This window comes from Mesorhizobium sp. M0830, assembly GCF_040319965.1.
In the GTDB taxonomy this organism is placed as follows: domain Bacteria; phylum Pseudomonadota; class Alphaproteobacteria; order Rhizobiales; family Rhizobiaceae; genus Mesorhizobium.
The window spans coordinates 139,535-164,935 of sequence record NZ_JAMYOR010000003.1 but is presented as its reverse complement, the minus strand read 5'-3'; the positions used below and the strand labels follow the sequence as shown (position 1 = coordinate 164,935).

The window sequence follows — 25,401 nt, the reverse complement described above, 5'->3', positions numbered from 1 at the left end:
ATCGCTGCTGCCGCTCATTTGTTTCGGATCGCAAAGCGCCCGATCAGGCGGCGCTCGGTGATGTCGTAGACGAAGATCGTGCGGCTGCCGTCGGCTAGCTCGGCATCGATGGAGACTCGATTGCCGGACAGCGACTGGCTGATCACCTTGGCACCAACCGGCAGCACGATATCGCCGTTGATCGGTTCGCCGGCGGGGGTCTGGATATCGCCAGCCAGCGGCGGGTTCGCCGGCGGTGCGTTGCGCGCTTTGTAGACAAGGGCGCCGATCACCACCATAAGGGCGAGGAACAGCAGGCCGAGATTGATCCCGACGAAGCGGACGAGTTTCCTGCGCACCTTTTCGACCTCGGGGTCGAGCGGCTTTTCCTGGTCTTCCTCGGCGATGGCCATAGCAGAACATTCCGGAACGGTTTTCGATGAGCGCTCATAGCGAAGAGGCCCCTGAATTGATAGAGGCGGCACCCACCGTGCTGGTGGCGGGCGCGGACGCGGCGGGTCAACGCCTCGACCAGTGGCTGGCGGCAAGCCTCGGCCGGGACATGTCGCGCAGCCGCGTGCAGATGCTGATCAGGCAGGGCGCGGTCAGCGTCGACGGCAAACCGGTCGACGAAACCAAGCGCAAGATGACGCCGGGTGAAAGCGTGTCGGTCGTCATGCCAGAGCCGGAACCGGCGGAGCCGCAAGGCGAAAACATCGCGCTTGATGTGCTCTATGAGGACGACGAACTGATCGTCATCAACAAGCCGGCGGGGCTTGTCGTGCATCCCGGCGCCGGCAACTGGACCGGCACGCTGGTCAATGCGCTGATCCATCACTGTGGCGACAGCCTTTCCGGCATCGGCGGCGTGCGCCGGCCGGGCATCGTGCACCGCCTCGACAAGGAGACCAGCGGCGTCATGGTGATCGCCAAGACCGACCGCGCCCACAAGTCGCTGTCCGAAGCCTTCGCCGATCACGGCCTGACCGGCGATCTCGAACGTGCCTATCTGGCACTGGTTTGGGGCATACCGCAGAGGCCGACCGGAAAGGTCGATGCGCCGCTCGGCCGCGCCGCCGATCGCGTGCGCCGTGCCGTGGTGCCGGAAGGACGCGACGATGCCCGCCATGCGGTTACCCACTTTGCCGTCCAGGAGCGCTTCGGCGAGACACAGCAGGAATTCGCCACGGCAAGTCTGGTCGAGTGCCGGCTCGAAACCGGCCGCACCCACCAGATCCGCGTCCACATGGCGCATATCGGCCATCCCGTGATCGGCGATCCAGACTATGGTCAGGCCTTCCGCACCAAGGCCAACCGGCTGCCCGAACCGCTGAAAAGTCAGGTCAAGACCTTTCCCCGGCAAGCTTTGCACGCCTGGCTCCTTGCATTTCGCCACCCGAGTACCCATCTAGCGATGAGGTTCGAAGCGCCTATACCGAGGGATATGGAGGAACTCGTATGCGGCTTTCGCAAGCTCTGAACCTGCTCCAGAAAACTTGAGCGGCGTTGTTCACTTCAGCGTGACACACTGTTTCGTGTTGAACAAATGCCTGTCTTTTCTGGTTTTGTTCCTGTATAACCACTGACGTCGCGAGCGAGCCGTTTGGTGCTCGCGCCATATGCCCGCCGCGTTTCGGGGGCATCACTCCAATAGAGAGGGGGCGCTATCATGGCCCAGTCATTACCCAGTATCGTTTCCGGCGAAGGCGGCCTCAGCCGCTACCTGGAAGAAATCCGTCGCTTTCCCATGCTGCAGCCGCAGGAAGAGTACATGCTCGCCAAGCGTTATGCCGAGCATGAAGACACCACGGCTGCGCACAAGCTCGTCACCAGCCACCTCAGGCTCGTCGCCAAGATCGCCATGGGCTATCGCGGCTACGGTTTGCCGATCGGCGAAGTGATTTCGGAAGGCAATGTCGGCCTGATGCAGGCCGTCAAGAAATTCGAACCGGAGCGTGGCTTCCGCCTCGCGACCTATGCCATGTGGTGGATCAAGGCCTCGATCCAGGAGTACATCCTGCGCTCGTGGAGCCTGGTCAAGATGGGCACGACCGCCAACCAGAAGCGCCTGTTCTTCAACCTGCGCAAGGTGAAGGGCAAGATCCAGGCGCTCGACGACGGCGACTTGAAGCCCGACCAGATCGCCGAGATCGCCACCAGGCTGAACGTTTCCGAAGCCGAAGTGGTGTCGATGAACCGCCGCCTGTCGGGCGACGCCTCGCTCAATGCCCCGATCCGTGCGAGCGAAGGTGAGTCCGGCGAATGGCAGGACTGGCTGGTCGACGACCACGAAAGCCAGGAAGAGATGCTGATCGAGCAGGACGAGTTGGAGAACCGGCGCGGCATGCTGTCGGGCGCCCTTGCCGTGCTCAACGAGCGCGAGCGGCGCATCTTCGAGGCCCGTCGCCTCGCCGAGGAGCCGCTGACGCTGGAAGAGCTGTCGTCCGAGTTCGACATCAGCCGCGAGCGCGTGCGCCAGATCGAGGTGCGTGCCTTTGAGAAGGTGCAGGATGCGGTCAAGGCCGCCGCCAAGCGTCAGACCCAGGCGCTGCGCACCATCGAAGCCCAACCGGCGGCGTAAAGCCAGTATCGGCAATGAAACAACGGCGGCGTCAGGAAACTGGTGCCGCCTTTTTTGTGTCTAACCTTTGCGCCGGCGATTGGCGAAAGCCAGGGCGACATCCGATCCCCCTTGCTGGGGAGATCGGCAATTTCACCGGCCGCGCCCGGCACAAAAATACTTCTCACAGCCCATCCAGCGGAAACTTCAGGTACCGCCGGCCATTCGCCTCGGGCTCCGGCAGCCGTCCGCCATTCATGTTGACCTGCAGCGCATGCAGGATCAGCCTCGGCATCGGCAGCGTCCTGTCCCGAGCCTCGCGCAGGGCGACGAACTCGGCCTCGCTGCGGGCGGCGACGAGATGGGTGTTGGTCGCCTTCTGCGCCGCCACCGTGCTTTCCCACAAGGGCTCGCGGCCGCCGGGCTGATAGTCATGGCCGACGAAGACGCGCGTCTCGTCCGGCAGCGCCAGAATGTCCTGGATCGATCGCCAGAGCCGCCCGGCACTGCCGCCGGGAAAGTCCGTTCTCGCCGTGCCGCTGTCGGGCATGAACAGCGTGTCATGGATAAAGGCGGCATCGCCGATCACATAGGTGATCGAGGCCAGCGTGTGCCCGGGTGAGAACAGCACCTTGACCGGAAGCGTGCCGACCTGAAAGGTCTCGCCCTCCGCAAACAGCCTGTCCCACTGCGAACCGTCGGCGGGAAAATCCGGCCAGTTGTAGATCGCCTTCCACAGTTTCTGGACGTCGACAACCCTGCCGCCGATCGCCGTCGGTGCGCCGGTCTTCTCTTTCAGATAGTGCGCCGCCGAGAAATGGTCGGCATGCGGATGGGTGTCGAGGATCCATTCGACGCTCAGCCCCTGCTCGCTGATGAAGTCGAGCAGGGCGTCGGCATTCGTCGTTGCCGTGGCGCCGGATCTCTCGTCGAAATCGAGGATCGGATCGATGATAGCGCAGCGCTTCGTCGCCTGGTCGGCGACGACATACTGGATGGCCCCTGTCGGCTTGTCATAGAAGCCGCTGACCTGCGGCCTGGCCAAAGCTACGTCCAATTTCGGCTTCCCCACGCTTGGCCAGCAGGAACGATTTTCTCTGACGGCACCCGAGAGGAGCATGGTTGTCCGCTCGGGTGACCCAGTCAAGTATCATTTCGCTCGCAGCGACGAGAACGCCAAAAACTGTTCCGAAGCAATCAGGCGGATGGCTGCTTGGTCTTCCTCAGATAGGGCAGGATGGTCTCGTAAGCGCCGAAACGCTTGATCGCATCCTCGTTGGACACGGCGGCGGTGATGATGACGTCCTCGCCCTGCTTCCAGTTCGCCGGCGTCGCCACCTGATGCTTGGCGGTCAGCTGCATGGAATCGACCGCGCGCAGAATCTCGTCGAAGTTGCGGCCCGTGGTCATCGGGTAGGTCAGCACCAGCTTGATCTTCTTGTCCGGTCCGATGACGTAGACCGAGCGCACCGTGGCGTTGTCGGCGGGCGTGCGGCCCTCCGACGTTTCGCCGGCACCGGCGGGCAGCATGTCATAGAGCTTGGCGACCTTGAGGTCCTTGTCGCCGATCAGCGGATAGTGCACCGTTTGGCCGGTCGCCGTCTTGATGTCGGCCTGCCACTTGTCGTGGCTCGCAACCGGATCGACCGAAATGCCGATGATCTTGACGTTGCGCTTCTTGAACTCACCCTCAAGCCCGGCCATCGTGCCAAGCTCGGTCGTGCAGACCGGCGTGAAATTCTTCGGGTGGCTGAACAGGATCGCCCAGCCGTCACCGATCCATTCATGGAATTTGATCGTCCCTTGCGTGGTCTCGGCGGTGAAATCCGGCGCGATATCGTTGATACGAAGGCTCATGGCACATCTCCCCTATAAACAGATTCCGCCAGAAGCAAGAGGCGGCAAACCTTGGCCGCCATCACATGTCCACGCTCCGGCAATCGCCGCATCTTAGCGCAAAAATGGCGGCCGCGAGATAATATCAAACTCTTGTCGGCGGAAGTGCGAGAATTTTCATGCTGCCGGGGGCACCGCCAGCGGATGAGAGCTTTGGTTTTGAACTCGAAGTGCGCGCTGCCTCAGGTCTTGTTGACCGCCAAGGTCGCCGTCAGGTCTTCCATCCGTTGCGCCAGCGCGCCAAGCGCGTTGGTCAGCACGCTGTCGTTCTTGTCGGCCTTGGTCAGGGCGTCGTCGCGGGTCTTGCGCAAGGTCAGCACTTCGCTTTCCATGCCCTTGACGCGCTTCTGCAGCTCCGAAAGTTCGTCCATCACCATGATGCCGGCCATCACCGTCAGCCGCTGGTCGCCGATCTCGCCAAAGGAGTCCTTCAGGTGCGAGACATAGCGGTCGAAACGTTCGGCCAGGTCGATCAGATGATCCTCCTGGCCTTCGTCGCAGGCCATCCGATACTGTTTGCCGTCGATGGAAACCGTGACTTGAGCCATGAGCCTACCTGTCCAGCCCCCTTACCTGTCCAACACAGCGCGGATGGTTTCCATGGCGGTCACCAGCCGTCGCGACACTTCCTTGTTGGCGTCTTCCAGCCGTTCGGCACGCGCTTCGGAATTGTCGAGTTCCTGTGCCAGCCGGGAGCGGTCGGCATTCATCCGCTGCACCTCGGCCTCGGCTTCCGAGTAATCGCGCTCATGCTCGAGCTTGGCCGCGACAGCGTTTTCCAGCCCCTCGATGGCCTTTCCCAGCCTGGCGATAACTTCCTTGAGTGTGGCTTCCCCGGTCATGGCCTTCTTCCTGTGCCCTGCCCATCACCGAATCGTTCGCGTTCAGAACGCGTTATTCAGGAAACATTAGGCACCGGGTGAAGGCAACGTCAACAAAGCTGTCGCGACTGTCCCCTGCTAACGCTAATGTAGACCCGCCGCCGGCATCACAAGGCCGGCAAATGTGCACCGATTTGTTGACTAAAAGCGCGCGCCTGCTATGTGTCGCGCACCCTTTTCAAGGGCTCTCCCAAGCCCCCAAACCCCCACTTCTGGAGGAATCATGACGTCGCGTGAACAACATGACCGGATGGCCAATGCGATCCGCTTTCTCTCCATGGATGCAGTCGAGAAGGCAAATTCCGGCCATCCCGGCCTGCCGATGGGTTGCGCCGACATCGCCACGGTGCTGTTCACGCGCTTCCTGAAATATGATCCCAAGGCCCCGCACTGGGCCGACCGCGATCGTTTCATCCTGTCGGCCGGCCATGGCTCGATGCTGCTCTATTCGCTGCTGCATCTGACTGGCTACGAAGACATGACCATCGACCAGATAAAGCACTTCCGCCAGTTGGGCTCGAAGACCGCCGGGCACCCGGAATACGGCCATGCCACCGGCATCGAGACGACGACCGGCCCGCTTGGCCAGGGCCTCGCCAATTCGGTCGGCTTCGCTCTCGGCGAGCGCATCATGAACGCCGCCTTCGGCAACGATCTCGTCGATCACTACACCTACGTGCTGGCTGGCGACGGCTGCCTGATGGAAGGCGTGTCCCAGGAAGCCATCGCGCTTGCCGGGCACCTCAAGCTCAACAAGCTGATCGTCTTCTGGGACAACAACAACATCTCGATCGACGGTCCGGTATCGCTGTCCGACAACACCGATCAGGTCGCCCGCTTCCAGGCCTCCGGCTGGAATGCCAGCCACATCGACGGCACCGACCCGGAAGCCATCGCCTATGCGATCGAAGCCGCCCGTCATTCCGACAAGCCGACGATGATCGCCTGCAAGACGACCATCGGCTTCGGCGCACCGACCAAGGCCGGCACCAACAAGGCGCACGGCTCACCGCTCGGCGCCGACGAGATCGCCGGCGCGCGCAAGTTCTTCAACTGGGATTCGCCGCCCTTCGAGATCCCGGCCGACATCCTCGACGCCTGGCGCACCGCCGGCAAGGCCGGCGTCAAGGCGCGCACCGACTGGGAAGGCCGCCTCGCCAAGGCCGACGCGAAGCTGCAGGCCGAGTTCGAGCGCCGCATCAGCGGCAAGCTGCCGTCTGATTTCGACGCCGTCATTGCCGATTACAAGAAGAAGCTCTCGGCCGACAAGCCGAAGGTCGCCACCCGCAAGTCGTCCGAGATGGCACTGGAAATTATCAACGGCGCCGTGCCCGAGACCATCGGCGGTTCCGCCGACCTGACCGGCTCCAACAACACCAAAACCAGCCAGACCAAGAACATCACATCAGACGATTATGGCCAGCGCTATGTCCACTTCGGCATCCGTGAGCACGGCATGGCGGCCGCGATCAACGGCCTGACGCTGCATGGCGGCCTCATCGCCTATGGCGGCACTTTCCTGTGCTTCTCCGACTATGCCCGTCCGTCGATGCGGCTGGCGTCGCTGATGGGCATCCGCTCGATCTTCGTCATGACCCATGACTCCATCGGTCTGGGCGAGGACGGCCCGACCCACCAGCCGGTCGAGCATCTGGCCGCATTGCGCGCCATCCCCAACCACAATGTCTTCCGCCCGGCCGACGCGGTGGAAACCGCCGAGTGCTGGCAGATCGCCCTCGCATCGGAAAAGACGCCGTCGACGCTGGCGCTGACCCGCCAGAACCTGCCGACGGTGCGCAACGAATTCGTTGCCAGGAACCTGAGCAGCCAGGGCGCCTATGAACTGGCCGCGGCCAGCGGCGAGGAGGCGGTGACGATCTTCGCCACCGGCTCCGAGGTCGAGATCGCGCTCGGCGCCCGCGACCTGCTTGAAAAGCATGGTCATCCCACACGCGTCGTCTCGGTGCCTTGCTTCGAGCTATTTGACCAGCAGAGCGTCGACTATCGCAAGGCGACGATCGGCAACGCGCCGGTCAAGATGGCGATCGAAGCCGGCATCCGCCAGGGCTGGGATCATCTGATCGGCTCCGACGGCATCTTCATCGGCATGACCGGTTTCGGGGCTTCGGGCAGCATCGAACAGCTTTATCCGCATTTCGGCATCACCGCCGAAGCTGCGGCCAACGCGGCGGAAGCCCGCCTGCATGCCAAGTAGGTTGGTTCAAAGCCGGCGAAATCGCGCAAGGCGGTTTCGCCGGGCTGGCCCAACCTAATCGATTTAAATCCACGTCGCTGCGGCTGGATTCTTTCCGCTTCCGCCGCTATGAAACTGCGGACCCATCGTCTGCCGTCCAGCTCCCAGGGAGAGAATAATGACCGTCAGAGTTGCCATCAACGGATTCGGCCGCATCGGCCGCAACATCCTGCGCGCCATCCATGAATCCGGCCGCAGGGACATCGACGTCGTCGCCGTCAACGACCTCGGCCCGGTCGAGACCAACGCGCACCTCTTGCGTTACGACAGCGTGCATGGCCGCTTTCCGCATGAAGTCTCGGTGTCCGGCGACCAGATCACCGTCGGCAAGGAGACGTTCAAGGTCACTGCGATCAAGGATCCGACGCAGTTGCCGTGGAAGGAACTCGGCATCGACATCGCGCTCGAATGCACCGGCATCTTCACCGCCCGCGACAAGGCAGCCGCGCATCTGACCGCCGGCGCCAAGCGCGTCATCGTTTCGGCCCCGGCCGAAGGCGCCGACCTCACCGTGGTCTATGGCATCAACCACGACCAGTTGACCAAGGACCACATCATCATCTCGAATGCGTCCTGCACCACCAACTGCCTGGCGCCGCTGGCAGCCGTGCTGCACGAGACGGTCGGCATCGAAAAGGGCATGATGACGACCATCCATTCCTACACAGGCGACCAGCCGACGCTGGACACCATGCACAAGGATCTCTACCGCGCCCGCGCCGCCGCCCTGTCGCAGATACCGACTTCGACCGGTGCCGCCAAGGCGATCGGCCTCGTGCTGCCCGACCTCAAGGGCAAGCTTGACGGCATCTCGATCCGCGTGCCGACCCCGAACGTCTCTGTCGTCGACTTCAAGTTCATCGCCAAGCGTGCGACCACCGTCCAGGAGATCAACGACGCGGTGATCGCCGCTTCCAACGGCAAGCTGAAGGGCATCCTCGGCGTCACCCATCACCCGAACGTGTCGATCGACTTCAATCACGATCCGCGCTCCTCGATTGTGGCGCTCGACCAGACCAAGGTGATGGACGGCAACTTCGTTTCGGTGCTGTCCTGGTACGACAACGAATGGGGTTTCTCCAACCGCATGGGCGATACAGCAGTCGCCTTCGGCAAGACCATCGCCTGATCGCGCACCCATCTTCTCGAGACTTGAAACGCCCGGCTTCGTCCGGGCGTTTTTCATGAGTGCGCCTTGCGCCTTCACAATTGGGGTCCTGAGCGCCAAAACATCCGAAAATCAGCGGCATAGGCAAAAAACCACCCCGCTGCCTTGCACTGGTCATGTCTTCGCCCCACTCTGCCGTGAAGCGAGAGAAAGAGGAATTCGAGGGGCAAATCACGGATGGAGCACGCGATCTATCTCGTCACGCTGGTCGGTACAGCGCTTGTCGTCGCCGCCGCCTTTTCGAGCCTGATCGCCTTCCGCTTCGGCGCCCCGCTTCTGCTCCTGTTTCTCTGCATTGGCCTGGCCACTGGCACCGACGGTCTCGGCATCCAGTTCGACAATGCCCGCATCGCCTATTTTGCCGGCTCACTGGCGCTGGCCGTCATTCTGTTCGATTCCGGCTTCGGCACTCCACTCAACGCCTTGCGGCAGGCCGCCGGTCCAGCGCTGTCGCTGGCAACCTTCGGCGTGCTTGTCACCACCGGCCTGTTCGGCGCCGCCGCCCACTATCTGCTCCACCTCACCTGGCTGGAATCCTTCCTGCTCGGCGCCGCCGTCGCCTCCACCGATGCCGCGGCCGTGTTCTTCCTGTTGCGCGCCGGCGAGATCAATCTGCGCGAACGTGTGCGTTCGACGCTCGAGGTGGAATCCGGCACCAACGATCCGATCGCCATCTTCCTGACCATCACCCTGGTCGAGGTCATCGCCGCCCATGCCGATCCCGAGACCAATGTCCTGGTTACCAGCCTGTTCCTCGGCTTCCTTCTCAACATGGGCCTCGGCGCCGTCGTCGGCGTGCTCGGCGGCCTCGCGATCGTGCGCCTCGTCGACCGGCTCAATCTCGACCACGGCCTGCTGCCGATCTTCGTGCTGACCTTGTCGCTGATGGTCTTTGCCGCGGCCGGCGCCATTGGCGGCTCCGGCTTCCTGGCGGTCTATCTCGCCGGCCTCATCGCCGGCAATTCCGACATCCGCGCCGTCACCATTCTCAAGCGTTTTCAGGACGGCATGTCCTGGCTGGCGCAGATCATCATGTTCCTGATCCTTGGTTTGTTCGCGACGCCGTCGCAGTTCCCGGCCATCATGGTGCCGGCAGTGCTGCTCGGCCTATTCCTGATGTTCGTGGCGCGGCCGATCGCGGTCTGGCTGTGCCTGGTCCCGTTCCGCCTGCCGCGTCCCGAGGTCGCCTTCGTTTCCTGGGTTGGCTTGCGCGGCGCGGTGTCGATCCTGCTCGCCATCACCCCGCTGCTCGGCGGCCTGGAAAACGGCCGCGTCATCTTCAATACCGCCTTCATCATCGTGCTGGTGTCGCTGGTCATCCAGGGCTGGACGGTCGGACCGCTGGCCCGCCGCCTCGGTTTGATCGTGCCGGCCCGCCTTGGACCGCTGGACAAGGTCGAGCTGGAACTGCCGGGCTCGGCCCATCACGAGCTTCTTGCCTATCGCGTCGCACCCGGCAGCCCGGTGGCGCGCGGCGAGCGCATCCCGCGCTGGGCCCGGCCCTCGCTGGTGCTGCGCGACGGTCGCTCGATGCGCTTCCAGGACATGGGCCGGCTCGCCGCCGGCGACCAGGTCTACATCTTCGTGCCGGACCGTTATCCGCGCCTGCTGGACAAGCTGTTCGCCAGCCGCGCCGTGGTCGATCCCGAGGACGCCGATTTCTTCGGCGCTTTCGCCGTCGATCCTGCACGCTCTGCCGCCGAACTGGAAATAGCCTATGCGCCCGGGCTCACCGACGTGGAGCAGCAAATGACCGTCGGCGCGCTGGTCACGGCGCGGCTCGGCGGCCATGCCGAATATGCCGACCGGGTGCTGATCGGCCCGATCGAACTGATCGTTCGCGACGTCGACGACAAGGGCAAGATCACGGGCCTCGGCCTTTCCTTTGAACCGACCGCGCCGGTTGCCCGGGTGCCGGTTTTCCTCAGCGCCGGCGAAATCGCCGACCGTCTCTCCACCTTCATCCGCAACTGGCGCAAGCCTACCGAGACGCGAGCGGACGAGGCGCGCGCGGACGAGATGCCGACCCCGGAACCCGCGCCCGAAAAGGCGGCGCCCGGAAACTGACAGCTTCGGTTGCCGACGCTGCCCTTCATCCGCCCGCGGCACAAGATCGTGCCGGCTTCAAAAATTCGTTTCGAACCCGGGCTAAGCCTTGCATCATCGTTGGCGCGGGGTATGGTCCCCCGATTTTTTGCGAAAGGAACCCGCATGGCCGCCTTAAAGACACTCGACGATATCGGCAACATCAGCGGCAAGCGCGTGCTGGTGCGCGTCGACCTCAACGTGCCTGTCGCTGAAGGCAAGGTAACCGACGCCACCCGCATCGAACGCATTGCGCCGACCATCGCCGAACTGTCTGGGAAGGGGGCCAAGGTCATCCTGCTTGCCCATTTCGGCCGGCCCAAGGATGGTCCTTCGCCTGAATTTTCGCTGGAGCCGATCGCCAAGGCGACGGCCGACGTGCTCGGCCGCCCCGTAGGCTTCGCCAGCGACTGCGTCGGCGGTACCGCGGCAAGCGCCGTCGCCGCCATGAGCGAGGGCGATGTGCTGCTGCTTGAAAACACCCGCTTCTACAAGGCCGAGGAAAAGAACGATCCGGCTTTCACCGAAAAGCTTGCCGCCAATGGCGACATCTTCGTCAACGACGCCTTTTCCGCCGCGCACCGCGCCCATTCGTCGACCGAGGGGCTGGCACATCTGCTGCCGGCCTTTGCCGGCCGCACCATGCAGGCCGAGCTCGAAGCGCTGGAGAAGGGCCTGGGCAGTCCGGTCCGTCCCGTCGTTGCCATCGTCGGCGGCGCCAAGGTCTCGACCAAGATCGACCTGCTGATGAACCTGGTGAAGAAGGTCGACGCATTGGTCATCGGCGGCGGCATGGCCAACACCTTCCTGGCCGCGCGCGGCACCGATGTCGGCAAATCACTGTGCGAGCATGATCTCGCCACGACCGCCAAGCAGATCATGATCGAAGCGGCCGAGGCCGGCTGCGCCATCATCCTACCGGTCGACGGCGTCGTGGCCAAGGAATTCAAGGCGGGCGCGGCCTGCGAGACCGTCGCCATTTCGGACGTGTCGGCCGACGGCATGATCCTCGATGTCGGCGCCAAAACCGTGACGACCATCGGCGAATGGATCGACCGCGCCGCGACACTGGTATGGAACGGCCCGCTCGGCGCCTTCGAGATCGCACCCTTCGACCATGCGACGGTGGCGGCGGCCAAGCACGCGGCTCAGCGCACCAGGGCCGGCAAGCTGGTCTCCGTTGCCGGCGGCGGCGATACGGTGGCGGCCCTCAACCATGCCGGTGTCGCCGACGACTTCACCTATGTCTCGACAGCCGGCGGCGCCTTCTTGGAATGGATGGAAGGCAAGCCGCTGCCCGGCGTCGATGTGCTGAAACGCTAGACGCGCTTGGCGTCGCGGAACGCGGGAAACGGATAAGCCGATCAACACATGGAGAGAACGGGCAAGGTCGCCCGAGACTTTCAATCGATTCGAGCTTTCCGAGGCTCTTCCTTTGGCGGTAGACTTCCCTTAAGCGCGGAACGAACCCCTTCAGGAGAAGCAAAATGAGCGAACGTCTCGAAGACATTGCCGCCGCGATCGTCGCCGATGGCAAGGGCCTGCTGGCAGCCGATGAAAGTTCCGGCACCATCAAGAAGCGCTTCGACGTCATCGGCGTCGAATCGACCGCCGAAAGCCGCCGCGACTATCGCGAGATGATGTTTCGCGCCCGGGACGCGATGACCCGCTACATTTCCGGCGTCATCCTCTACGACGAGACGATCCGCCAGAAAGCCGCCGACGGCACGCCGCTGGTCGACATCATCAAGGCTGCCGGCGCCATACCCGGCATCAAGGTCGACGCCGGCGCCAAGCCTCTGGCCGGCTTTCCCGGCGACACCATCACCGAGGGCCTCGACGGCCTGCGCGAGCGCCTTGCCGAGTACTACAAGCTCGGCGCCCGCTTCGCCAAATGGCGCGCGGTGATCGACATCGACCAGGCCAAGGGCGTGCCCTCGGCCAATTCGATCAGCTCTAACGCCCACGCACTCGCGCGCTATGCTGCTCTTTGCCAGGAAGCCGGCATCGTGCCGATCGTCGAACCGGAAGTGCTGATGGACGGCGCCCACGACATCCACACCTGCTATGACATTTCGAAGGCGACGCTAATCAAGCTCTATGACGAGCTCCATACGGCGCGAGTCGTCCTCGAAGGCACCATCCTGAAGCCCAACATGGTGCTGGCCGGCAAGAGATCGGGCAAGGTGAGCAGCCCGGAAGAAGTCGCGGAAAAAACCATAAAACTGTTTCGCGAGACCGTGCCGGCAGCCGTGCCGGGCATCGCCTTCCTCTCCGGCGGCCAGGCGGACGAGGAAGCGACCGCCAACCTCAACGCCATCAACGCCATCGGCCCGCACCCGTGGAAGCTGACCTTCTCCTACGGCCGCGCGCTACAGGCCGCGCCGCAGAAAGCCTGGAGCGGCAAGGCGTCGAACGTAGCCGCCGGCCAGGCCGCCTTCACCCATCGTGCCCATATGAACCATCTGGCGGCGCTTGGAAAATGGAAGGCGAGCCTGGAACAAGCCGCCTGATTGCAGTCCTTCTGTCTTCCGTCGAGCCCGGGCCATGCGCCCGGGTTTTTTGTTTGTGACGTGCCGACTTGGGGTGGAGTGTCTGCGTCCTTATTTCCCTTCGGCGCTGGAGCATGATCCCGAAAAGTGGAATCCGGTTTCGGAAAAAGGCTCAACCAAACAGTCGACATGTCGGCTTTCGCCCATCCCGAACGTCCTTGGGATGACAGACAGGGAGAGATTCATGCATCGCAGCAAGGTTGTTTCGCGCGAAGACTGGTTTCAAGCGCACAAGGCGCATCTGGCGCGCGAGAAGGAACTGACGCGGCTTCGCGAGCGGATCGCGGCTGAGCGGCGTGAACTGCCCTGGCTGAAGATCAGGAAGGACTATGTCTTCGAAACCGAGCAAGGGCCGAAGAACCTGACCGACCTGTTTGGCACCAACAGCCAGCTGATCGTCTATCACTTCATGTTCGGGCCGGGTTGCGGCCATCATTGCCTGGGCTGCTCATTCCTTGCCGACCATATCGACGGCGCCAATCAGCACCTCAGATATCACGACGTGTCGCTGGTCGTGATCTCCCGCGCGCCGCTGGCGGAACTTCTGCCCTACAAGCAGCGCATGGGCTGGAAATTCGACTGGGTGTCGTCCTACGCCTCGGACTTCAATTTCGACATGCAGGTCTCCTTCACCGACAAGCAGATCGCCGCCGGCGAGACCACCTACAATTTCGAGACCCGTCCCAGGACATCGAAGGAGCTTCCCGGCACCAGTGTTTTCTACAGGGACGAAACCGGCGACATCTTCCTCACCTTCATGTCGCGCGCCCGCGGCGGCGAGGCGCTGATCGGCACGTATGACTATCTCGACATGACGCCGAAAGGCCGCAACGAAAACGGGCCGTATCACAGTTTGATGGACTGGGTGCGGCTGCACGACGACTATCAGGACGGACGGGCGGCAAAGCCGAATTGCTGCGACTGAAGGCTTTCAACCGGGCACAGATTTGCGCTAAGTCTGCCCGGATCGTCAACGGTATTGCCATGCGCTTCCCGGCCCTCCTCACCTGGCTTGCTTACCCGGTATATGTCTGGCAAGGCCTCGGTGTGCGCCGCCGCACGACGCGCATGCTGCCGGCGCAGGGGCCGGTGATGCACGAAATCGCCGGTATAGCGCCGGCGATCTCGCTTCTGGTGCTGGGCGATTCCTCCGCCGCTTCGGTCGGCATCGGCAATTCGGAAAACGGGCTTGCCGCGCAACTCGCCGTGCTGATTGCGCAAAACACCGGCCGCGCCGTGCGCTGGCGAGCCGCCGGGTTCAATTCGGCAACATCGGGCCAGATCCGCGACCATGTCCTGCCCAACCTGTCGGCCGATCCATGGACGCACATCGTGCTCGCCATCGGCACCAACGACACCAAGAATTTTCATTCCGTGCCGCGCTTCAAGAAGGAATTCGGCGGCCTGCTCTATGCGCTCCGTGCCAAATGGCCGGAGGCGCGGGTGGTATGGTCGCCGGTGCTGGAGTTCACGCGGGCGCCGGCAATGCCGCCGTTGCTCGGCAAGATCCTTGAGATCCGCGCCATCGACATGAACCGGATGGGCGAACGCCTCTGCCTGGAGCGCGGCGCGGTGCCGGCGTCGCGCCTGCCCATCGCCAATCCCGAGGCCGGCTTTGCCTCAGACGGCTTTCACGCCTCGGAAGCAGGCTACCGCGCCTGGGCCGAGCATCTCGTCGACCCGGTGCTTGGCGGCTGAAGGTTGACGCGGCCGCCCGGCAGGCGAGGGCTATGCCCAGTGCCCAAGCACGGCCGTTATCGAAATCGCGGCCATTGCCAGCAGCGCCAGCTTCCAGAAGTCGCTGCGCCGTTTCAGTCCCGGCCAGCCGAGCGGCTTGATCAGCTGAATGACCATGATACCAACAATGACGAGCGCGAGGAGTTTCGACATGCCGCCTTTGACCAGCAACGCGGCCGGCTGTCAAAGCGCCTCGTTCCTTACCCGAGAACAACAGGCGCCGCGATCCCGAACCAGAATGCGGCGCCCGCCATTGACCGGCGAGCGACCTACTTCAGCGGCTTGAGGCCGGCCTCGATCGAGGCGCGTTTCGCTTCGAGGAACGGCGGCAAGGCGAGGCTTTCACCCAGCGTTTCCAGCGGCTCGTCGGCAGTGAATCCCGGCCCGTCTGTGGCGATTTCGAACAGGATGCCGTTCGGCTCGCGGAAATAGAGCGAGCGGAAGTAATAGCGCTCGACCTCGCCGCTCGACGGCAGCCGGAATTCGGCCAGCCGCGCGGTCCATTGATGCAGCGTCTCCTGGTCCGGCGCCCGGAAGGCGACATGGTGGACCGCACCCGCACCTTGCCGTGCCGGCGCCAACCCCGGCTGCAACAGAATATGCAACTCCGCCGCAGGCCCGCCCTCACCCATTTCGAAGACGTGAACCTGACCCTCCGGCGACGCGTACTCGCGCGCCTTGCGCATGTTCATAACCTTGGTCACGACTGCCTCGGTGTTGGTGATATCAGGGACGCTGATGACGATCGGCCCGAGCCCGCGGATCTGGTGCTCGGCCGGCACCGGGCTCTGCGCCCAGGGATGACTGTCGCCTTTGCCGTCGTCGCTCACGAGCCGAAGGCGCTGGCCTTCGGGGTCTTCGAAATCCAGACTCGGGTAGCCGATCTCGGCGATCTCTCCCGTCACAATGCCTTCGCCTGCCAAGTGCTGCTTCCACCAGCCAAGGCTCTCTTGGCTGCCGACCCTGAGGCTGGTCCGCGCAATGCTGTGCGTGCCGCGCTTCTCGCGTCCGACCGGCCAGTCGAAGAAGGTGAGATCGGTGCCCGGTGTGGCTTCGCCATCGGCATAGAAGAGGTGGTAGGCCGAGGTGTCGTCCTGGTTCACGGTCTTCTAGACCAGCCGCAGACCCAGCACCTTTGTGTAGAAGTGAAGATTGCCCGGCGCATTGGCGGTGATGGCGGTCAAATGGTGGATACCTGTCAGTTGCAAGCTCATGGTCGTCTCCCTGTTTTTGGGGAAGAATTTTCTCCTCTCATATCAGAACTGCGGCCACGTCGCTGAAGGCCGCGCATTCCGACAGTCCGTCGCCGGAAGCTGAACAACGGACCTTGACCAGCGTCGTTGCAGTGAACAATCGGGATGTGGAAAGCCTGTGCGCATCACGGTTTGACGTCGGTGAAAGAAGACCCCTTGCTGGCAAACGCACCAGTCGGAATTATCGTCGCCGCCCTGCCACCCTCCTGACAGACTGCTGTCAGGAGGGGTGTGCGATAGTGTCTTCATCAGAAGAGAGGAGACCAGCCATGAACGGTTTTACCATTTTGCGCGGTATGCAGCACTATGTCGGCAAGATCCGGACGATGCGCAACGAGATCCGCACCCGGCGGCTCATGAACTCGCTGCCATCAGACATTCGCAAGGATATCGGCTGGCCGGACATGTATGCCGACCGTCGCTTTCGCGGCAATTGAGTGAGACGAATTTTTCGACGCTGCGGTTGGATGTGGGCTCCGCAACGCCCAGATAACAAGTCCGGCGCGTGAGGGATGGGAGTGAGCTTATGCCCGAACAGAAGACGATCGGCTTCCTTTTCATCGAAGGTTTTGCCGACTGGGAGTATGGGCTGCTGGCGGCCTCGGCGGTCGAATGGTTCGGCGCCCGGGCCGTGTCGCTGACGCCTGACGGCAAGCCGGTGACCGGGATCAGCGGCTTTCGGCTAACGCCCGATCGCTCGGCAAAAGCCGATGAGAATTCCGATCTCGACGCCATTGCCGTAATCGGCTCCGACGAATGGGCCGGCAAGGCACCGCCGGATGTTGCTGACCTGCTCAACGCTGTTGCATCGCGCGGCGGCGTGGTCGGCGGCATCTGCGCCGGCACTTTGGCGCTGGCGCGCGCCGGCCTGTTCGAGAAGGCCAGGCACACCAGCAATGGTCGCGACTGGATCAATGGTCATCAAGCCGGCTATGCCGGCGCCAGCCTCTATCAGGACGTGCCGCATGCTGTGGCTGACGGCAAAGTCGTTTCCGCACCGGGCTCGGCGCCGGGCACTTTCGCGCTTGCCTTTCTGAAGTCGCTTTATCCGGAAAGAGGCAGCGATCTCGCGCAGATGCGGACACTTTACGCCAAGGAGTATGCTGAATCCTCCTGACAGCATGCTGTCAGGAGGGGGCGTGCAATGGTGCAAGCTTCAGACCCTGTGCATCGGCGGTCGAAAGGACGATCGATGAAGAGTTGGAACGACAGACTGAACACACCAGGCATCAACATCGTGAAGCCGAGGCCGCGCACGATGCCCGATGTCATCGAAGGTCAGCCTATGCTGATGCCGACGGTCCAGCAGGTCGATGATTTCATCCGCTCAATTCCGGAAGGCGTCGAGATGGACGTGCGTCCGCTGCGCACGGCGCTCGCCATCGAGCATGGCGCCGAAGTGACATGTCCGGTTACCATAGGCTATCATCTGCGCACGATTGCCGATGCCGCCAATGAGGACCTTGAGCGCGGCATGGCGCTGAGCGACATCGCCCCTTTCTGGCGCGTGCTTGATACACAACGAGTAAACTGTCCTTCGGCGCGGAATTCGTCGCCATGCAGCGCAAGTGCGAAGGGCTGAAGCCGTAATGCATGTCATCTGGAAGTGGATCCGGTCCGGGAGCCACGGCATGCATGGGAACAACATTGGGGAAGCAAACGATGCGCCGCGCCGACAGGCTCTTTCAGATCGTGCAGCATCTGCGCGGTGGCCGTCTGGTCACCGCCCAGAAGCTCGGCACGTGGCTCGAGGTTTCCGAGCGAACCATCTATCGCGACATTGCCGACCTGCAGTCGACCGGAGTGCCGATCGATGGCGAGGCCGGCGTTGGCTACATGATGAGGGAGGGTTTCGACCTTCCACCGCTGATGTTCACGCGTGACGAGATCGTCGCGCTGGTTGCGGGCGCCCGCATGGTGCGCGCCTTTGGCGGTGCTGCCATGGCGCGCGCCGCCGACGAAGCGCTGGTGAAGATCGGCGCGGTACTGCCCGATGCCGAAAAGGACCGCATCGCCCGCACCGAGATCCACACGCCGATGTGGGTGGTCAGCGACGCCGCGCGTGAGGCGATCGATCTGATCGAGCGTGCGGTCGAAAAACGCCAGGTGCTGACCATCGACTATTCGGACGAGGCAGGCCGCGGCACGGCCCGCGATATCCGCCCGCTCGGCCTGTGGTTCTGGGGCAAGGTGTGGACGCTGGTCGCCTGGTGCGAGATGCGCGACGACTTCCGCGCCTTCCGCATCGATCGTATTGCATCGGTGGTCATCGCTGGCCGCATCTTCAAGCCGGAGCGCGGCAAGCAGCTTGCCGACTTCTATCGGGCGGTCGAGCGCAGCGAGGATTATGGCATGGCGCCGGACCGCGCCGCGCGGAGCTGAGGCCCGGCGCACGTAACAAAAAAGCCCGCTTGAAAGCGGGCTTTTTTGCGGAGAGTGTCGAAATCTCACTCCTCGTCGTCGTTGTCCGTTTTCTTCGACTTCAAGGCCGAGAGCTTGGCGAACACGGCGTTGGCGTCGAGTTCGGCATCCTCGTCCTTCGGCTTCTCGGGAGCCGGCACCAGCCGCTCGGTCAAGGCCGCCGGCAGCAGCGTGTCACCGGCCGGCTGCGCCTGCTCGCGACCGCGCGAGGCGCGATTGACTTCCATGTCGAGGTCGATCTGCGAGGCAAGGCCCAGCGTCACCGGGTCCATCGGCTGCAGATTGGCCGAGTTCCAGTGCTTGCGCTCGCGGATCTGCTCGATCGTCGACTTGGTGGTGCCGACGAGGCGCGAGATCTGCGCGTCCTTGAGCTCGGGATGGTTGCGAACCAGCCAGAGAATGGCATTTGGCCGGTCCTGGCGCTTCGAAAGCGGCGTGTAGCGCGGACCCTTGCGCTTGGATTCGGGCACCCGCACCTTGGGGTCCGAAAGCTTGAGGCGCTGGTTCGGGTCTTTCTCGGCGCGTGCGATCTCGTCGCGGGTCAGCTGGCCGGTCATGATCGGATCCATGCCCTTGATGCCTTGCGCCGATTCGCCGTCGGCGATCGCCTTGACCTCGAGCGGATGCAGCCCGCAGAACTGCGCGATCTGCTCGAAGGAAAGCGCGGTATTGTCGACCAGCCAGACGGCGGTCGCCTTGGGCATCAGCAGCGTATTGGCCATTTAAAAATCCTTCTCGTTCGCCCGCGTTCCCGCGCGGGCGGTGGTTTAGAGCCACCAAAATGGGAAATTCGCGGCCTGTATAACCGTTCCATTGTTGTTTCGCAATGTTTTTGGAAGCAATGACTGGATGGCGCTCCCGCCATTGCCGAGAGCGAAACTGCGCCCAAAACGACAAAACCCGCCGGACTGCGTCCAGCGGGCTCGGAACCGCGACGGAAAACCCGTCTGATGCGGCTCTGGCTTGCCAGGCGTGACCTTCGCAGGTCACGCTCGACGTTAGATGGCCCTGCGGGCGATCTTTTCGATGTCGCCTCGGTTGATGCCGAGGTCGCTGAGCTGACGTGCGTTGAGGCGATTCAGTTCGCGGACGGTCTCGGTGTACATACGCCAGTTACGGTAAGCGCGGATCGGGTTCATGGTAGTCCTCCAAATCAGTGTTCGTTTTGATGATGCTCAAATAGGCATCATCGATGAGGACTTGAATGGCCGATTTTGCATAGCAATGATGCAAATGGTGCATTGCAGCATTAAACAACTGTTCATCTTGTAGGCAGTGAGGCGCACGCCCAGGACATATCCGGATTCAAGTGATGCCGGCCTAGCCGACGTCGAGCACGATCTTGCCGATATTCTCGCCGTCTTCCATGCGCTCATGAGCCCGCCAGGCTTCGCTGAGCGGGAAGATCATGTCCATCACGGGAGCGATCTTGCGCGTACCGAGCAGCGGCCACACCTGCGCTTCCAGTGCCGCCGCGATCGCCGCCTTGAACTCGACGGTGCGAGGCCTCAGCGTCGAGCCGGTGTGGACGAGCCGTTTGACCATGATCTTCGAGAAATCGGCGCTCGCCACCGCGCCGGCCTGCACGGCAATCTGGACGATACGGCCTTCGACCGCTGCGGCTTCGTAGTTGCGCGCCACATAGTCGCCGCCGACCATGTCGAGGATGACATTGGCGCCCTTGCCGTCCGTCGCCTCTTTCACCGCAGTGACGAAATCCTCCTCGCGATAGTTGATCGCGCGATCGGCGCCGAGCTTCAGGCAGGCATCGCATTTCTCCTTGCTGCCGGCGGTGGTGATGACATAGGCGCCGAAGGCCGAGGCAAGCTGGATTGCCGTGGTGCCGATGCCAGAGGAGCCGCCATGGACGAGCAGCGTCTCGCCGCTCTTCAGGCCGCCACGCTCGAACACATTGTGCCAGACGGTAAAATAATTTTCCGGCACTGCCGCCGCTTCGGTGTGGGTGAAGCCGGCCGGCAGCGGCAGCACGCTGCCGGCATGAACCTTGACATATTCGGCATAGGCGCCACCGGGTGTGAGCCCACAGACGCGGTCGCCAATACGCCAGCGCGATGTGTCGTCGCCAACGGCCGCCACTTCGCCCGACGCCTCGAGGCCCGGCAGGTCCGACGCGCCGGGCGGCGGCGGATAGGCGCCCTTGCGCTGCTGGATATCGGGCCGGTTGACGCCGGCGGCATGCACCTTGATCAGTATCTCGCCGGGACCGGGCTGCGGCACGTCGCGCGTTTCCGGCTTCAGCACCCTTGGGCCACCCGGCTCCGAGATCGCAATGGCCGTCATTCTTGCGGGAATTTTCTGTCCGCTCGCCATGAGATTTCCCGTCTTTCCTCGCCGTTATCCGATCGGCTGTTTGCATCGACGCCCCTGCCCTATGTATGCTGATTGCCAAATCAGGCAAATGGCCAAATCAGGGAGGAGCGACGATGGCGATCTTCGACGACGAACCCAAGAAGGCGCGCCCGCACGAGATCGGGCAGGACCTGTCACTGCTTTCCGTCGGTGAATTGTCGGAGCGCATCGGCATCCTGCGAGACGAGATCGCCAGGCTGGAAGCTGAGCTCAAGGCCAAGGACACCACCAAATCGGCTGCCGAGGCGCTGTTCCGCCGCGGATAGAAGCGCCGGCGAAAGTCCGCCGCCGAAAAGCCCGAAAGCGGCTGTCTCCAGACCCTGCGCCCTGTCAAACACGAGCCGGATCAAACAATGTTCGCAACCTACCGCCCGATCCTCTCACTGCTTCGCGGCACCGCCTTCCTGCTGGCGGCTTCTGGATTGCATGGGCTGTTGCTGCCCCTGCGCGGTCAGCTGGAAGGCTTCTCGACAGCATCGCTCGGTCTGATGGGCACGGCCTGGGCCGGCGGCTTCGTCACCGGTTGCTTCTTTGCGCCGCGCATCGTGCGCCGCGCGGGCCACGTGCGCGCCTTCGGCGCCTTTGCCGCGTCGGGCGCCATCGTGGCGCTGCTCACCGGTCTGATCATCGACGAATATGTCTGGATCCTGCTGCGCGCCTTCACCGGCTTCACCATGGCCGGCGCCTTCATGGTCATCGAAAGCTGGCTGAACGAGAAGGCCAGCAACGAGAATCGCGGCACCGTCTTCGGCCTTTACATGATGGTCACCTATGCCTCGATCATGGGCGGGCAGATGATCGTCGCCGGCGGCGACGTGAAATCGGCGTCGCTGTTCATGATCACGGGCATCCTGTTTTGCCTGTCGCTCATTCCGACCGCGGTTTCGAGCGCCTCCCACCCCAAGCCGCTGCAGGATGTCTCGCTCGACGTCAAAGGCCTTTATGTCAACTCGCCGGTTTCGGCGGTCGCATGCGTGTTGATCGGCATCGCCAACGGTGCCTGGGGCACGCTAGGCGCGGTCTATGGCGCCCGCATCGGCATTTCCACCGCCGAGATCGCCCTGATGATGAGCCTTGTGGTCGTTGCCGGTGCCGCCATGCAGCTTCCGGCCGGGCGCCTGTCCGACAAGACCGACAGGCGTTTCGTGCTGGCGGGGGCGGCTTTCGGCGCGGCCTTGTTCGCGCTCATGATCTTCCTGTTCGAGCCACGCTCCGGCGTCTTCGTCATCGTCTTCACCGCAGCCTACGGTGCCTTCGCCTATACGCTCTATTCGATCGCTGTGGCGCATGCCAACGATCACGCGCGCTCCGAGGATTTCGTCAAGGTGTCGGGCGGCCTGTTGCTGCTCTACGGCTTCGGCACGATGATCGGCCCCTTGCTGGCCGCTGCCCTGATGGGCTGGATGCGCCCGGAAGGGCTGTTCCTGGCGACCGCCTTCGCGCATCTCTGCCTGGCTGGCTATACGCTGCTGCGCATCAGCCGCCGCGCCCCGGTGCCGATCGGCGATCGTGATGCCTTCAAGACGCAGCCGGCCGACCGTTCGGTGACGCCGGAAGCATTGCGGCTTGATCCCAGAAGAAAAGCAGAAGCAGACGGTTGAGATTCGAAAGGCTTTGCCCCACAAATAAGGCATGATGTTTTCCGACGCCTTCATGGCGATTGCCGATCCCAACCGGCGCCATCTTCTGGAAGAACTTCGCCGCGGCCCCAAAACCGTCACCGAACTGGCTGCCGGCTTGCCGGTCTCACGTCCAGCCGTGTCGCAACATCTGAAAGTGCTGCTCGATGCCGGCCTGGTCAATGCCAAGCCGGAAGGGACAAGACGCGTCTATGCCGTGAGCAATACCGGCTTCCTCAAACTCAACATCTGGCTCGATCAATTCTGGGAAAACTGACCAGCTCGCGGCAGGTGGCTGACCGAAGCAGGCCCGCGCGACAGCCGATCGACCATCTTCCGCCGCGCCGGGTCGGCGAGTGCCTGGACCATCCAGCCGAGCTGGGCGGGATCGTGCAGCATCGCGATCAGCCGTTGTTATAGGGGAAGAACTTGAAGTAGGGCTGGGCCTCCTCGATCACCCGGGCGAACGATGGCCGCTGCAGCAGCCGGTCGTGATAGCGCTTCACGGCCGGGTAGTTGTCGCCGAACGGCTCGACCTTGTTTGCATAGAACAGCGCGGGGGAGGCCGCGCAATCGGCCATGGTGAAGGCGTCGCCCATCGCCCAGCTCTTCGAGCGCATGTCCTCTTCGATGATGGCGTAGGAGTTGCGCAGCTGAGCGCGGGCCTGCTCGACGCCGAACGGATCGGTCTTGTCCTGCGGCCGCAACCGGTCGCCGACGATCTTCTGCATAGGCTCCTGCACATAAAAATCATAAAAGCGGTCGGCCTGGCGGACTGCCAGCGCCAGGTCGACGTCGGCTGGAACGAGGGCAACCGGCCCCGGATAGTGCGCGGCCAGATATTCGATGACGATGGTCGATTCCAGCACCGTGCGGTCGCGCGCATCGTCGCGCAGCGCCGGCATCTTGCCGGTCGGCGAAATCCTCAGGAAGGCCGCGCGCGACTCGGCATCGCCAAGATCGACGATATCAGGCGTAAACGGCGTGGCGTTCTCATAGAGCGCGATCAACGGTTTCCAGCAGAAGGAGGCCAGCGGATGGAAATGAAGCGTGAGGGACATCTTTTGCTCGTCTGTCTCGTGGTTTGTCGATGGCTGGCGCTGTTCTGCTTGCCAAGGGTAAACGATGAAGCATTTACTCATCCGTCAAGACTCGCCGATTAATTGGCCTGGATGTGAGCGACGATGGCCGCGGATATCTCCGTCCAGTCGTCCGGATGCAGCTCATGGCCGCCGCCTTCGATGCGAATGATTTTCGCGCCGGGCACAGCCTTGGCCAGCGCCTCGCCATGCTGCACCGGGAAGATCGGATCCGCCGTGCCATGGATGACCAGCAACGGCGCCATCATCTCGTGCAGCCGACCCTTCCATGCATCGCCACCCCCGAGCATGAAATGGTTGGTCGCGCTCAGATAGCCGCCTGAACGGTCGTAATCCTGCTCGACGAACGTTCTCGTCCGAACCTCGTCGAATGGGTGAGCGGTGCTGGCGATCGCCCGGGCACCCCTGACGATGAAATCGACGACCTGGTCACGGTCCGACCAATCGACCTTGGCTCCCTCGGCTGAATGCTCGGAATAGGCATCACTGGTTTGCGGCAGATGCGACGTGTCGAGCCCGAGCGGCGAGCTGCTGATCACGGTCAGCGATGCGACGCGGGACGGATGCTTGAGCGCCACAAGCTGAGCGATCATGCCGCCCATCGACATGCCGGCGACATGCGCCTTGTCGATGCCGCGCTCGTCGAGAACCTGCATCGCATCGTCCGCCATGTCGTCGAAACTGTAGGGCGGCTCGCCCGGTCGATATTTGGTCGAACGGCCGGTATCGCGATTGTCATAGCGGATCACGAACAGGCCGGAGTAGGCCAGCTTCCGGCACAACTGCTCCGGCCACCACAGCATGGAGGCCATCGCGCCCATGATCAGCAACAGCGGCGGGTTCGCCGGATCGCCAAAGGCTTCGGATATGATCTCGGGTCGTTCGATGGACGTCACGGCGCGATCTCCTACTCCATAATACTGATTGCGTTTTGCAATCGGTTGAACGATAATTAAACTGATATGATATTGCAACCGGTTATGGAGAAAATATCCATGAGCATTGATCGCCGATCCGGATGCCCGATCAACCTATCGCTGGAAGTGTTCGGCGACCGCTGGAGCCTGATCATCCTCCGCGACATGATCTTTGGCGGCAGACGCCATTTTCGCGAGTTGCTCAACGGGTCGATGGAAGGCATCGCTTCCAACATACTCGCCGACCGGCTGAAGCGCCTGATGGAATTGGGTATGCTGACCAAGGCCGACGACCCTTCGCACAAGCAGAAGGCCATCTACAGCCTGACCGAGATGGCAATCACGCTGGTGCCGATCCTTGCCCATCTCGGTGCCTGGGGCCGCGTCTGGCTGCCGGTCAGTGTAGAACTCTCGATCCGTGCCGAACTGCTGGAAAAGGGCGGACAGCCGATGTGGGACAAGTTCATGGACGAGTTGCGCCACGAACATCTCGGCATGCCGCTCGATACCGCTTCTGGTCCTTCTGTCCGCGCGACCTTGCAGGCCGCCTATGAGGCGGTGGTTGCCAGCAAGGCGCTCGCCGCCAGCCCGGCCCCTTGACCAACTTAT

At 62.9% G+C, this 25,401-nt stretch carries 28 protein-coding genes and 1 pseudogene; 17 read left to right on the top strand and 12 right to left on the bottom strand.

Annotated features, from left to right (window positions below; genetic code table 11):
- Positions 1 to 14: 14 nt before the first annotated feature.
- The gene (locus NKI20_RS03510; protein ID WP_352604818.1) at positions 15 to 392 is read right to left on the bottom strand and encodes a fimbrial protein; all 378 of its coding nucleotides are present in this window, start codon (positions 390 to 392) and stop codon (positions 15 to 17) included.
- Positions 393 to 418: 26 nt separating this feature from the next.
- Between NKI20_RS03510 and NKI20_RS03505 the strand changes: the two genes are divergently transcribed.
- Together NKI20_RS03505 and rpoH are read left to right on the top strand one after the other, a co-directional pair.
- Positions 419 to 1,459 (top strand): RluA family pseudouridine synthase, encoded by a 1,041-nt coding sequence (locus NKI20_RS03505; RefSeq protein ID WP_023757411.1) that lies wholly within the window; start codon positions 419 to 421, stop codon positions 1,457 to 1,459.
- 189 nt (positions 1,460 to 1,648) lie between these two features.
- Complete coding sequence (gene rpoH / locus NKI20_RS03500) at positions 1,649 to 2,560, top strand: RNA polymerase sigma factor RpoH (RefSeq protein WP_023757412.1); 912 nt, start codon at positions 1,649 to 1,651, stop codon at positions 2,558 to 2,560.
- A gap of 163 nt (positions 2,561 to 2,723) precedes the next feature.
- On the opposite strand, the gene NKI20_RS03495 is transcribed toward rpoH, so the two are convergent.
- The 4 genes from NKI20_RS03495 to NKI20_RS03480 all read right to left on the bottom strand — a co-directional run bounded on the left by NKI20_RS03495 (position 2,724) and on the right by NKI20_RS03480 (position 5,277).
- Complete coding sequence (locus tag NKI20_RS03495; protein ID WP_352828335.1) at positions 2,724 to 3,596, bottom strand: MBL fold metallo-hydrolase; 873 nt, start codon at positions 3,594 to 3,596, stop codon at positions 2,724 to 2,726.
- Positions 3,597 to 3,736: 140 nt separating this feature from the next.
- Positions 3,737 to 4,396, bottom strand: a complete 660-nt coding sequence (locus tag NKI20_RS03490) for a peroxiredoxin (protein ID WP_023757414.1) — start codon at positions 4,394 to 4,396, stop codon at positions 3,737 to 3,739.
- Positions 4,397 to 4,617: 221 nt separating this feature from the next.
- Complete coding sequence (locus tag NKI20_RS03485) at positions 4,618 to 4,983, bottom strand: cell division protein ZapA (protein ID WP_023757415.1); 366 nt, start codon at positions 4,981 to 4,983, stop codon at positions 4,618 to 4,620.
- A gap of 21 nt (positions 4,984 to 5,004) precedes the next feature.
- Positions 5,005 to 5,277: a DUF4164 domain-containing protein gene (locus NKI20_RS03480; RefSeq protein ID WP_013529251.1), complete on the bottom strand. Its 273-nt coding sequence runs from the start codon at positions 5,275 to 5,277 to the stop codon at positions 5,005 to 5,007.
- A gap of 262 nt (positions 5,278 to 5,539) precedes the next feature.
- On the opposite strand from NKI20_RS03480, the gene tkt reads away from it, so the two are divergent.
- From tkt to NKI20_RS03445, 7 genes are all read left to right on the top strand, one after another.
- Positions 5,540 to 7,531 (top strand): transketolase, encoded by a 1,992-nt coding sequence (gene tkt / locus NKI20_RS03475; RefSeq protein WP_352828331.1) that lies wholly within the window; start codon positions 5,540 to 5,542, stop codon positions 7,529 to 7,531.
- Positions 7,532 to 7,688: 157 nt separating this feature from the next.
- Positions 7,689 to 8,699, top strand: a complete 1,011-nt coding sequence (gene gap / locus NKI20_RS03470) for a type I glyceraldehyde-3-phosphate dehydrogenase (RefSeq protein ID WP_023757417.1) — start codon at positions 7,689 to 7,691, stop codon at positions 8,697 to 8,699.
- A 216-nt stretch (positions 8,700 to 8,915) separates the two neighbouring features.
- Complete coding sequence (locus NKI20_RS03465; RefSeq protein ID WP_352828328.1) at positions 8,916 to 10,805, top strand: potassium/proton antiporter; 1,890 nt, start codon at positions 8,916 to 8,918, stop codon at positions 10,803 to 10,805.
- Between the two features lie 144 nt (positions 10,806 to 10,949).
- Positions 10,950 to 12,146, top strand: a complete 1,197-nt coding sequence (locus NKI20_RS03460) for a phosphoglycerate kinase (RefSeq protein WP_352828326.1) — start codon at positions 10,950 to 10,952, stop codon at positions 12,144 to 12,146.
- Between the two features lie 164 nt (positions 12,147 to 12,310).
- The gene (locus tag NKI20_RS03455; RefSeq protein ID WP_352828323.1) at positions 12,311 to 13,336 is read left to right on the top strand and encodes a class I fructose-bisphosphate aldolase; all 1,026 of its coding nucleotides are present in this window, start codon (positions 12,311 to 12,313) and stop codon (positions 13,334 to 13,336) included.
- A gap of 223 nt (positions 13,337 to 13,559) precedes the next feature.
- On the top strand, positions 13,560 to 14,300 hold the full coding sequence (locus NKI20_RS03450; RefSeq protein ID WP_352828320.1) for a DUF899 domain-containing protein: 741 nt from the start codon (positions 13,560 to 13,562) through the stop codon (positions 14,298 to 14,300).
- Positions 14,301 to 14,359: 59 nt separating this feature from the next.
- Positions 14,360 to 15,073, top strand: coding sequence for an SGNH/GDSL hydrolase family protein (locus NKI20_RS03445; protein WP_352604830.1), 714 nt, complete (start codon positions 14,360 to 14,362; stop codon positions 15,071 to 15,073).
- 30 nt (positions 15,074 to 15,103) lie between these two features.
- Here NKI20_RS03445 and NKI20_RS03440 read toward each other — a convergent pair whose 3' ends face one another.
- Positions 15,104 to 15,283 carry a hypothetical protein gene (locus tag NKI20_RS03440; protein ID WP_032906964.1) on the bottom strand — a complete coding sequence of 60 codons (180 nt, stop codon included), beginning with the start codon at positions 15,281 to 15,283 and terminating at the stop codon, positions 15,104 to 15,106.
- Positions 15,284 to 15,381: 98 nt separating this feature from the next.
- Positions 15,382 to 16,326 (bottom strand): annotated as a pseudogene (locus tag NKI20_RS03435) (ring-cleaving dioxygenase).
- A gap of 308 nt (positions 16,327 to 16,634) precedes the next feature.
- Between NKI20_RS03435 and NKI20_RS03430 the strand changes: the two are divergent.
- From NKI20_RS03430 to NKI20_RS03415, 4 genes are all read left to right on the top strand, one after another.
- Positions 16,635 to 16,802 carry a hypothetical protein gene (locus NKI20_RS03430; protein WP_352828318.1) on the top strand — a complete coding sequence of 56 codons (168 nt, stop codon included), beginning with the start codon at positions 16,635 to 16,637 and terminating at the stop codon, positions 16,800 to 16,802.
- 89 nt (positions 16,803 to 16,891) lie between these two features.
- Positions 16,892 to 17,482: a DJ-1/PfpI family protein gene (locus NKI20_RS03425; RefSeq protein WP_352828315.1), complete on the top strand. Its 591-nt coding sequence runs from the start codon at positions 16,892 to 16,894 to the stop codon at positions 17,480 to 17,482.
- A 75-nt stretch (positions 17,483 to 17,557) separates the two neighbouring features.
- Complete coding sequence (locus NKI20_RS03420; protein ID WP_245266417.1) at positions 17,558 to 17,947, top strand: hypothetical protein; 390 nt, start codon at positions 17,558 to 17,560, stop codon at positions 17,945 to 17,947.
- A gap of 80 nt (positions 17,948 to 18,027) precedes the next feature.
- Complete coding sequence (locus tag NKI20_RS03415) at positions 18,028 to 18,747, top strand: helix-turn-helix transcriptional regulator (protein WP_013529238.1); 720 nt, start codon at positions 18,028 to 18,030, stop codon at positions 18,745 to 18,747.
- Positions 18,748 to 18,812: 65 nt separating this feature from the next.
- On the opposite strand, the gene NKI20_RS03410 is transcribed toward NKI20_RS03415, so the two are convergent.
- The 3 genes from NKI20_RS03410 to NKI20_RS03400 form a co-directional block, all read right to left on the bottom strand.
- Entirely contained in the window at positions 18,813 to 19,508 is a 696-nt protein-coding gene (locus NKI20_RS03410) for a DUF1013 domain-containing protein (RefSeq protein ID WP_023757428.1), read from the bottom strand.
- A gap of 276 nt (positions 19,509 to 19,784) precedes the next feature.
- Positions 19,785 to 19,925: a DUF1127 domain-containing protein gene (locus tag NKI20_RS03405; RefSeq protein WP_023757429.1), complete on the bottom strand. Its 141-nt coding sequence runs from the start codon at positions 19,923 to 19,925 to the stop codon at positions 19,785 to 19,787.
- Between the two features lie 181 nt (positions 19,926 to 20,106).
- On the bottom strand, positions 20,107 to 21,117 hold the full coding sequence (locus NKI20_RS03400) for an NAD(P)H-quinone oxidoreductase (RefSeq protein ID WP_352828311.1): 1,011 nt from the start codon (positions 21,115 to 21,117) through the stop codon (positions 20,107 to 20,109).
- Between the two features lie 113 nt (positions 21,118 to 21,230).
- Between NKI20_RS03400 and NKI20_RS03395 the strand changes: the two genes are divergently transcribed.
- From NKI20_RS03395 to NKI20_RS03385, 3 genes are all read left to right on the top strand, one after another.
- A complete protein-coding gene (locus tag NKI20_RS03395; protein WP_023757432.1) occupies positions 21,231 to 21,422 on the top strand; it encodes a DUF1192 domain-containing protein in 192 nt (63 codons plus the stop codon).
- A gap of 87 nt (positions 21,423 to 21,509) precedes the next feature.
- Entirely contained in the window at positions 21,510 to 22,757 is a 1,248-nt protein-coding gene (locus NKI20_RS03390; RefSeq protein WP_352828308.1) for an MFS transporter, read from the top strand.
- 31 nt (positions 22,758 to 22,788) lie between these two features.
- Positions 22,789 to 23,052 (top strand): ArsR/SmtB family transcription factor, encoded by a 264-nt coding sequence (locus NKI20_RS03385; protein ID WP_023757434.1) that lies wholly within the window; start codon positions 22,789 to 22,791, stop codon positions 23,050 to 23,052.
- 127 nt (positions 23,053 to 23,179) lie between these two features.
- On the opposite strand, the gene NKI20_RS03375 is transcribed toward NKI20_RS03385, so the two are convergent.
- Together NKI20_RS03375 and NKI20_RS03370 are read right to left on the bottom strand one after the other, a co-directional pair.
- Entirely contained in the window at positions 23,180 to 23,836 is a 657-nt protein-coding gene (locus NKI20_RS03375) for a glutathione S-transferase family protein (protein WP_352605845.1), read from the bottom strand.
- Positions 23,837 to 23,934: 98 nt separating this feature from the next.
- The gene (locus NKI20_RS03370) at positions 23,935 to 24,771 is read right to left on the bottom strand and encodes an alpha/beta fold hydrolase (protein ID WP_352828304.1); all 837 of its coding nucleotides are present in this window, start codon (positions 24,769 to 24,771) and stop codon (positions 23,935 to 23,937) included.
- Between the two features lie 99 nt (positions 24,772 to 24,870).
- Between NKI20_RS03370 and NKI20_RS03365 the strand changes: the two genes are divergently transcribed.
- On the top strand, positions 24,871 to 25,392 hold the full coding sequence (locus NKI20_RS03365; protein ID WP_352828301.1) for a winged helix-turn-helix transcriptional regulator: 522 nt from the start codon (positions 24,871 to 24,873) through the stop codon (positions 25,390 to 25,392).
- The last annotated feature ends 9 nt before the right edge of the window (positions 25,393 to 25,401 follow it).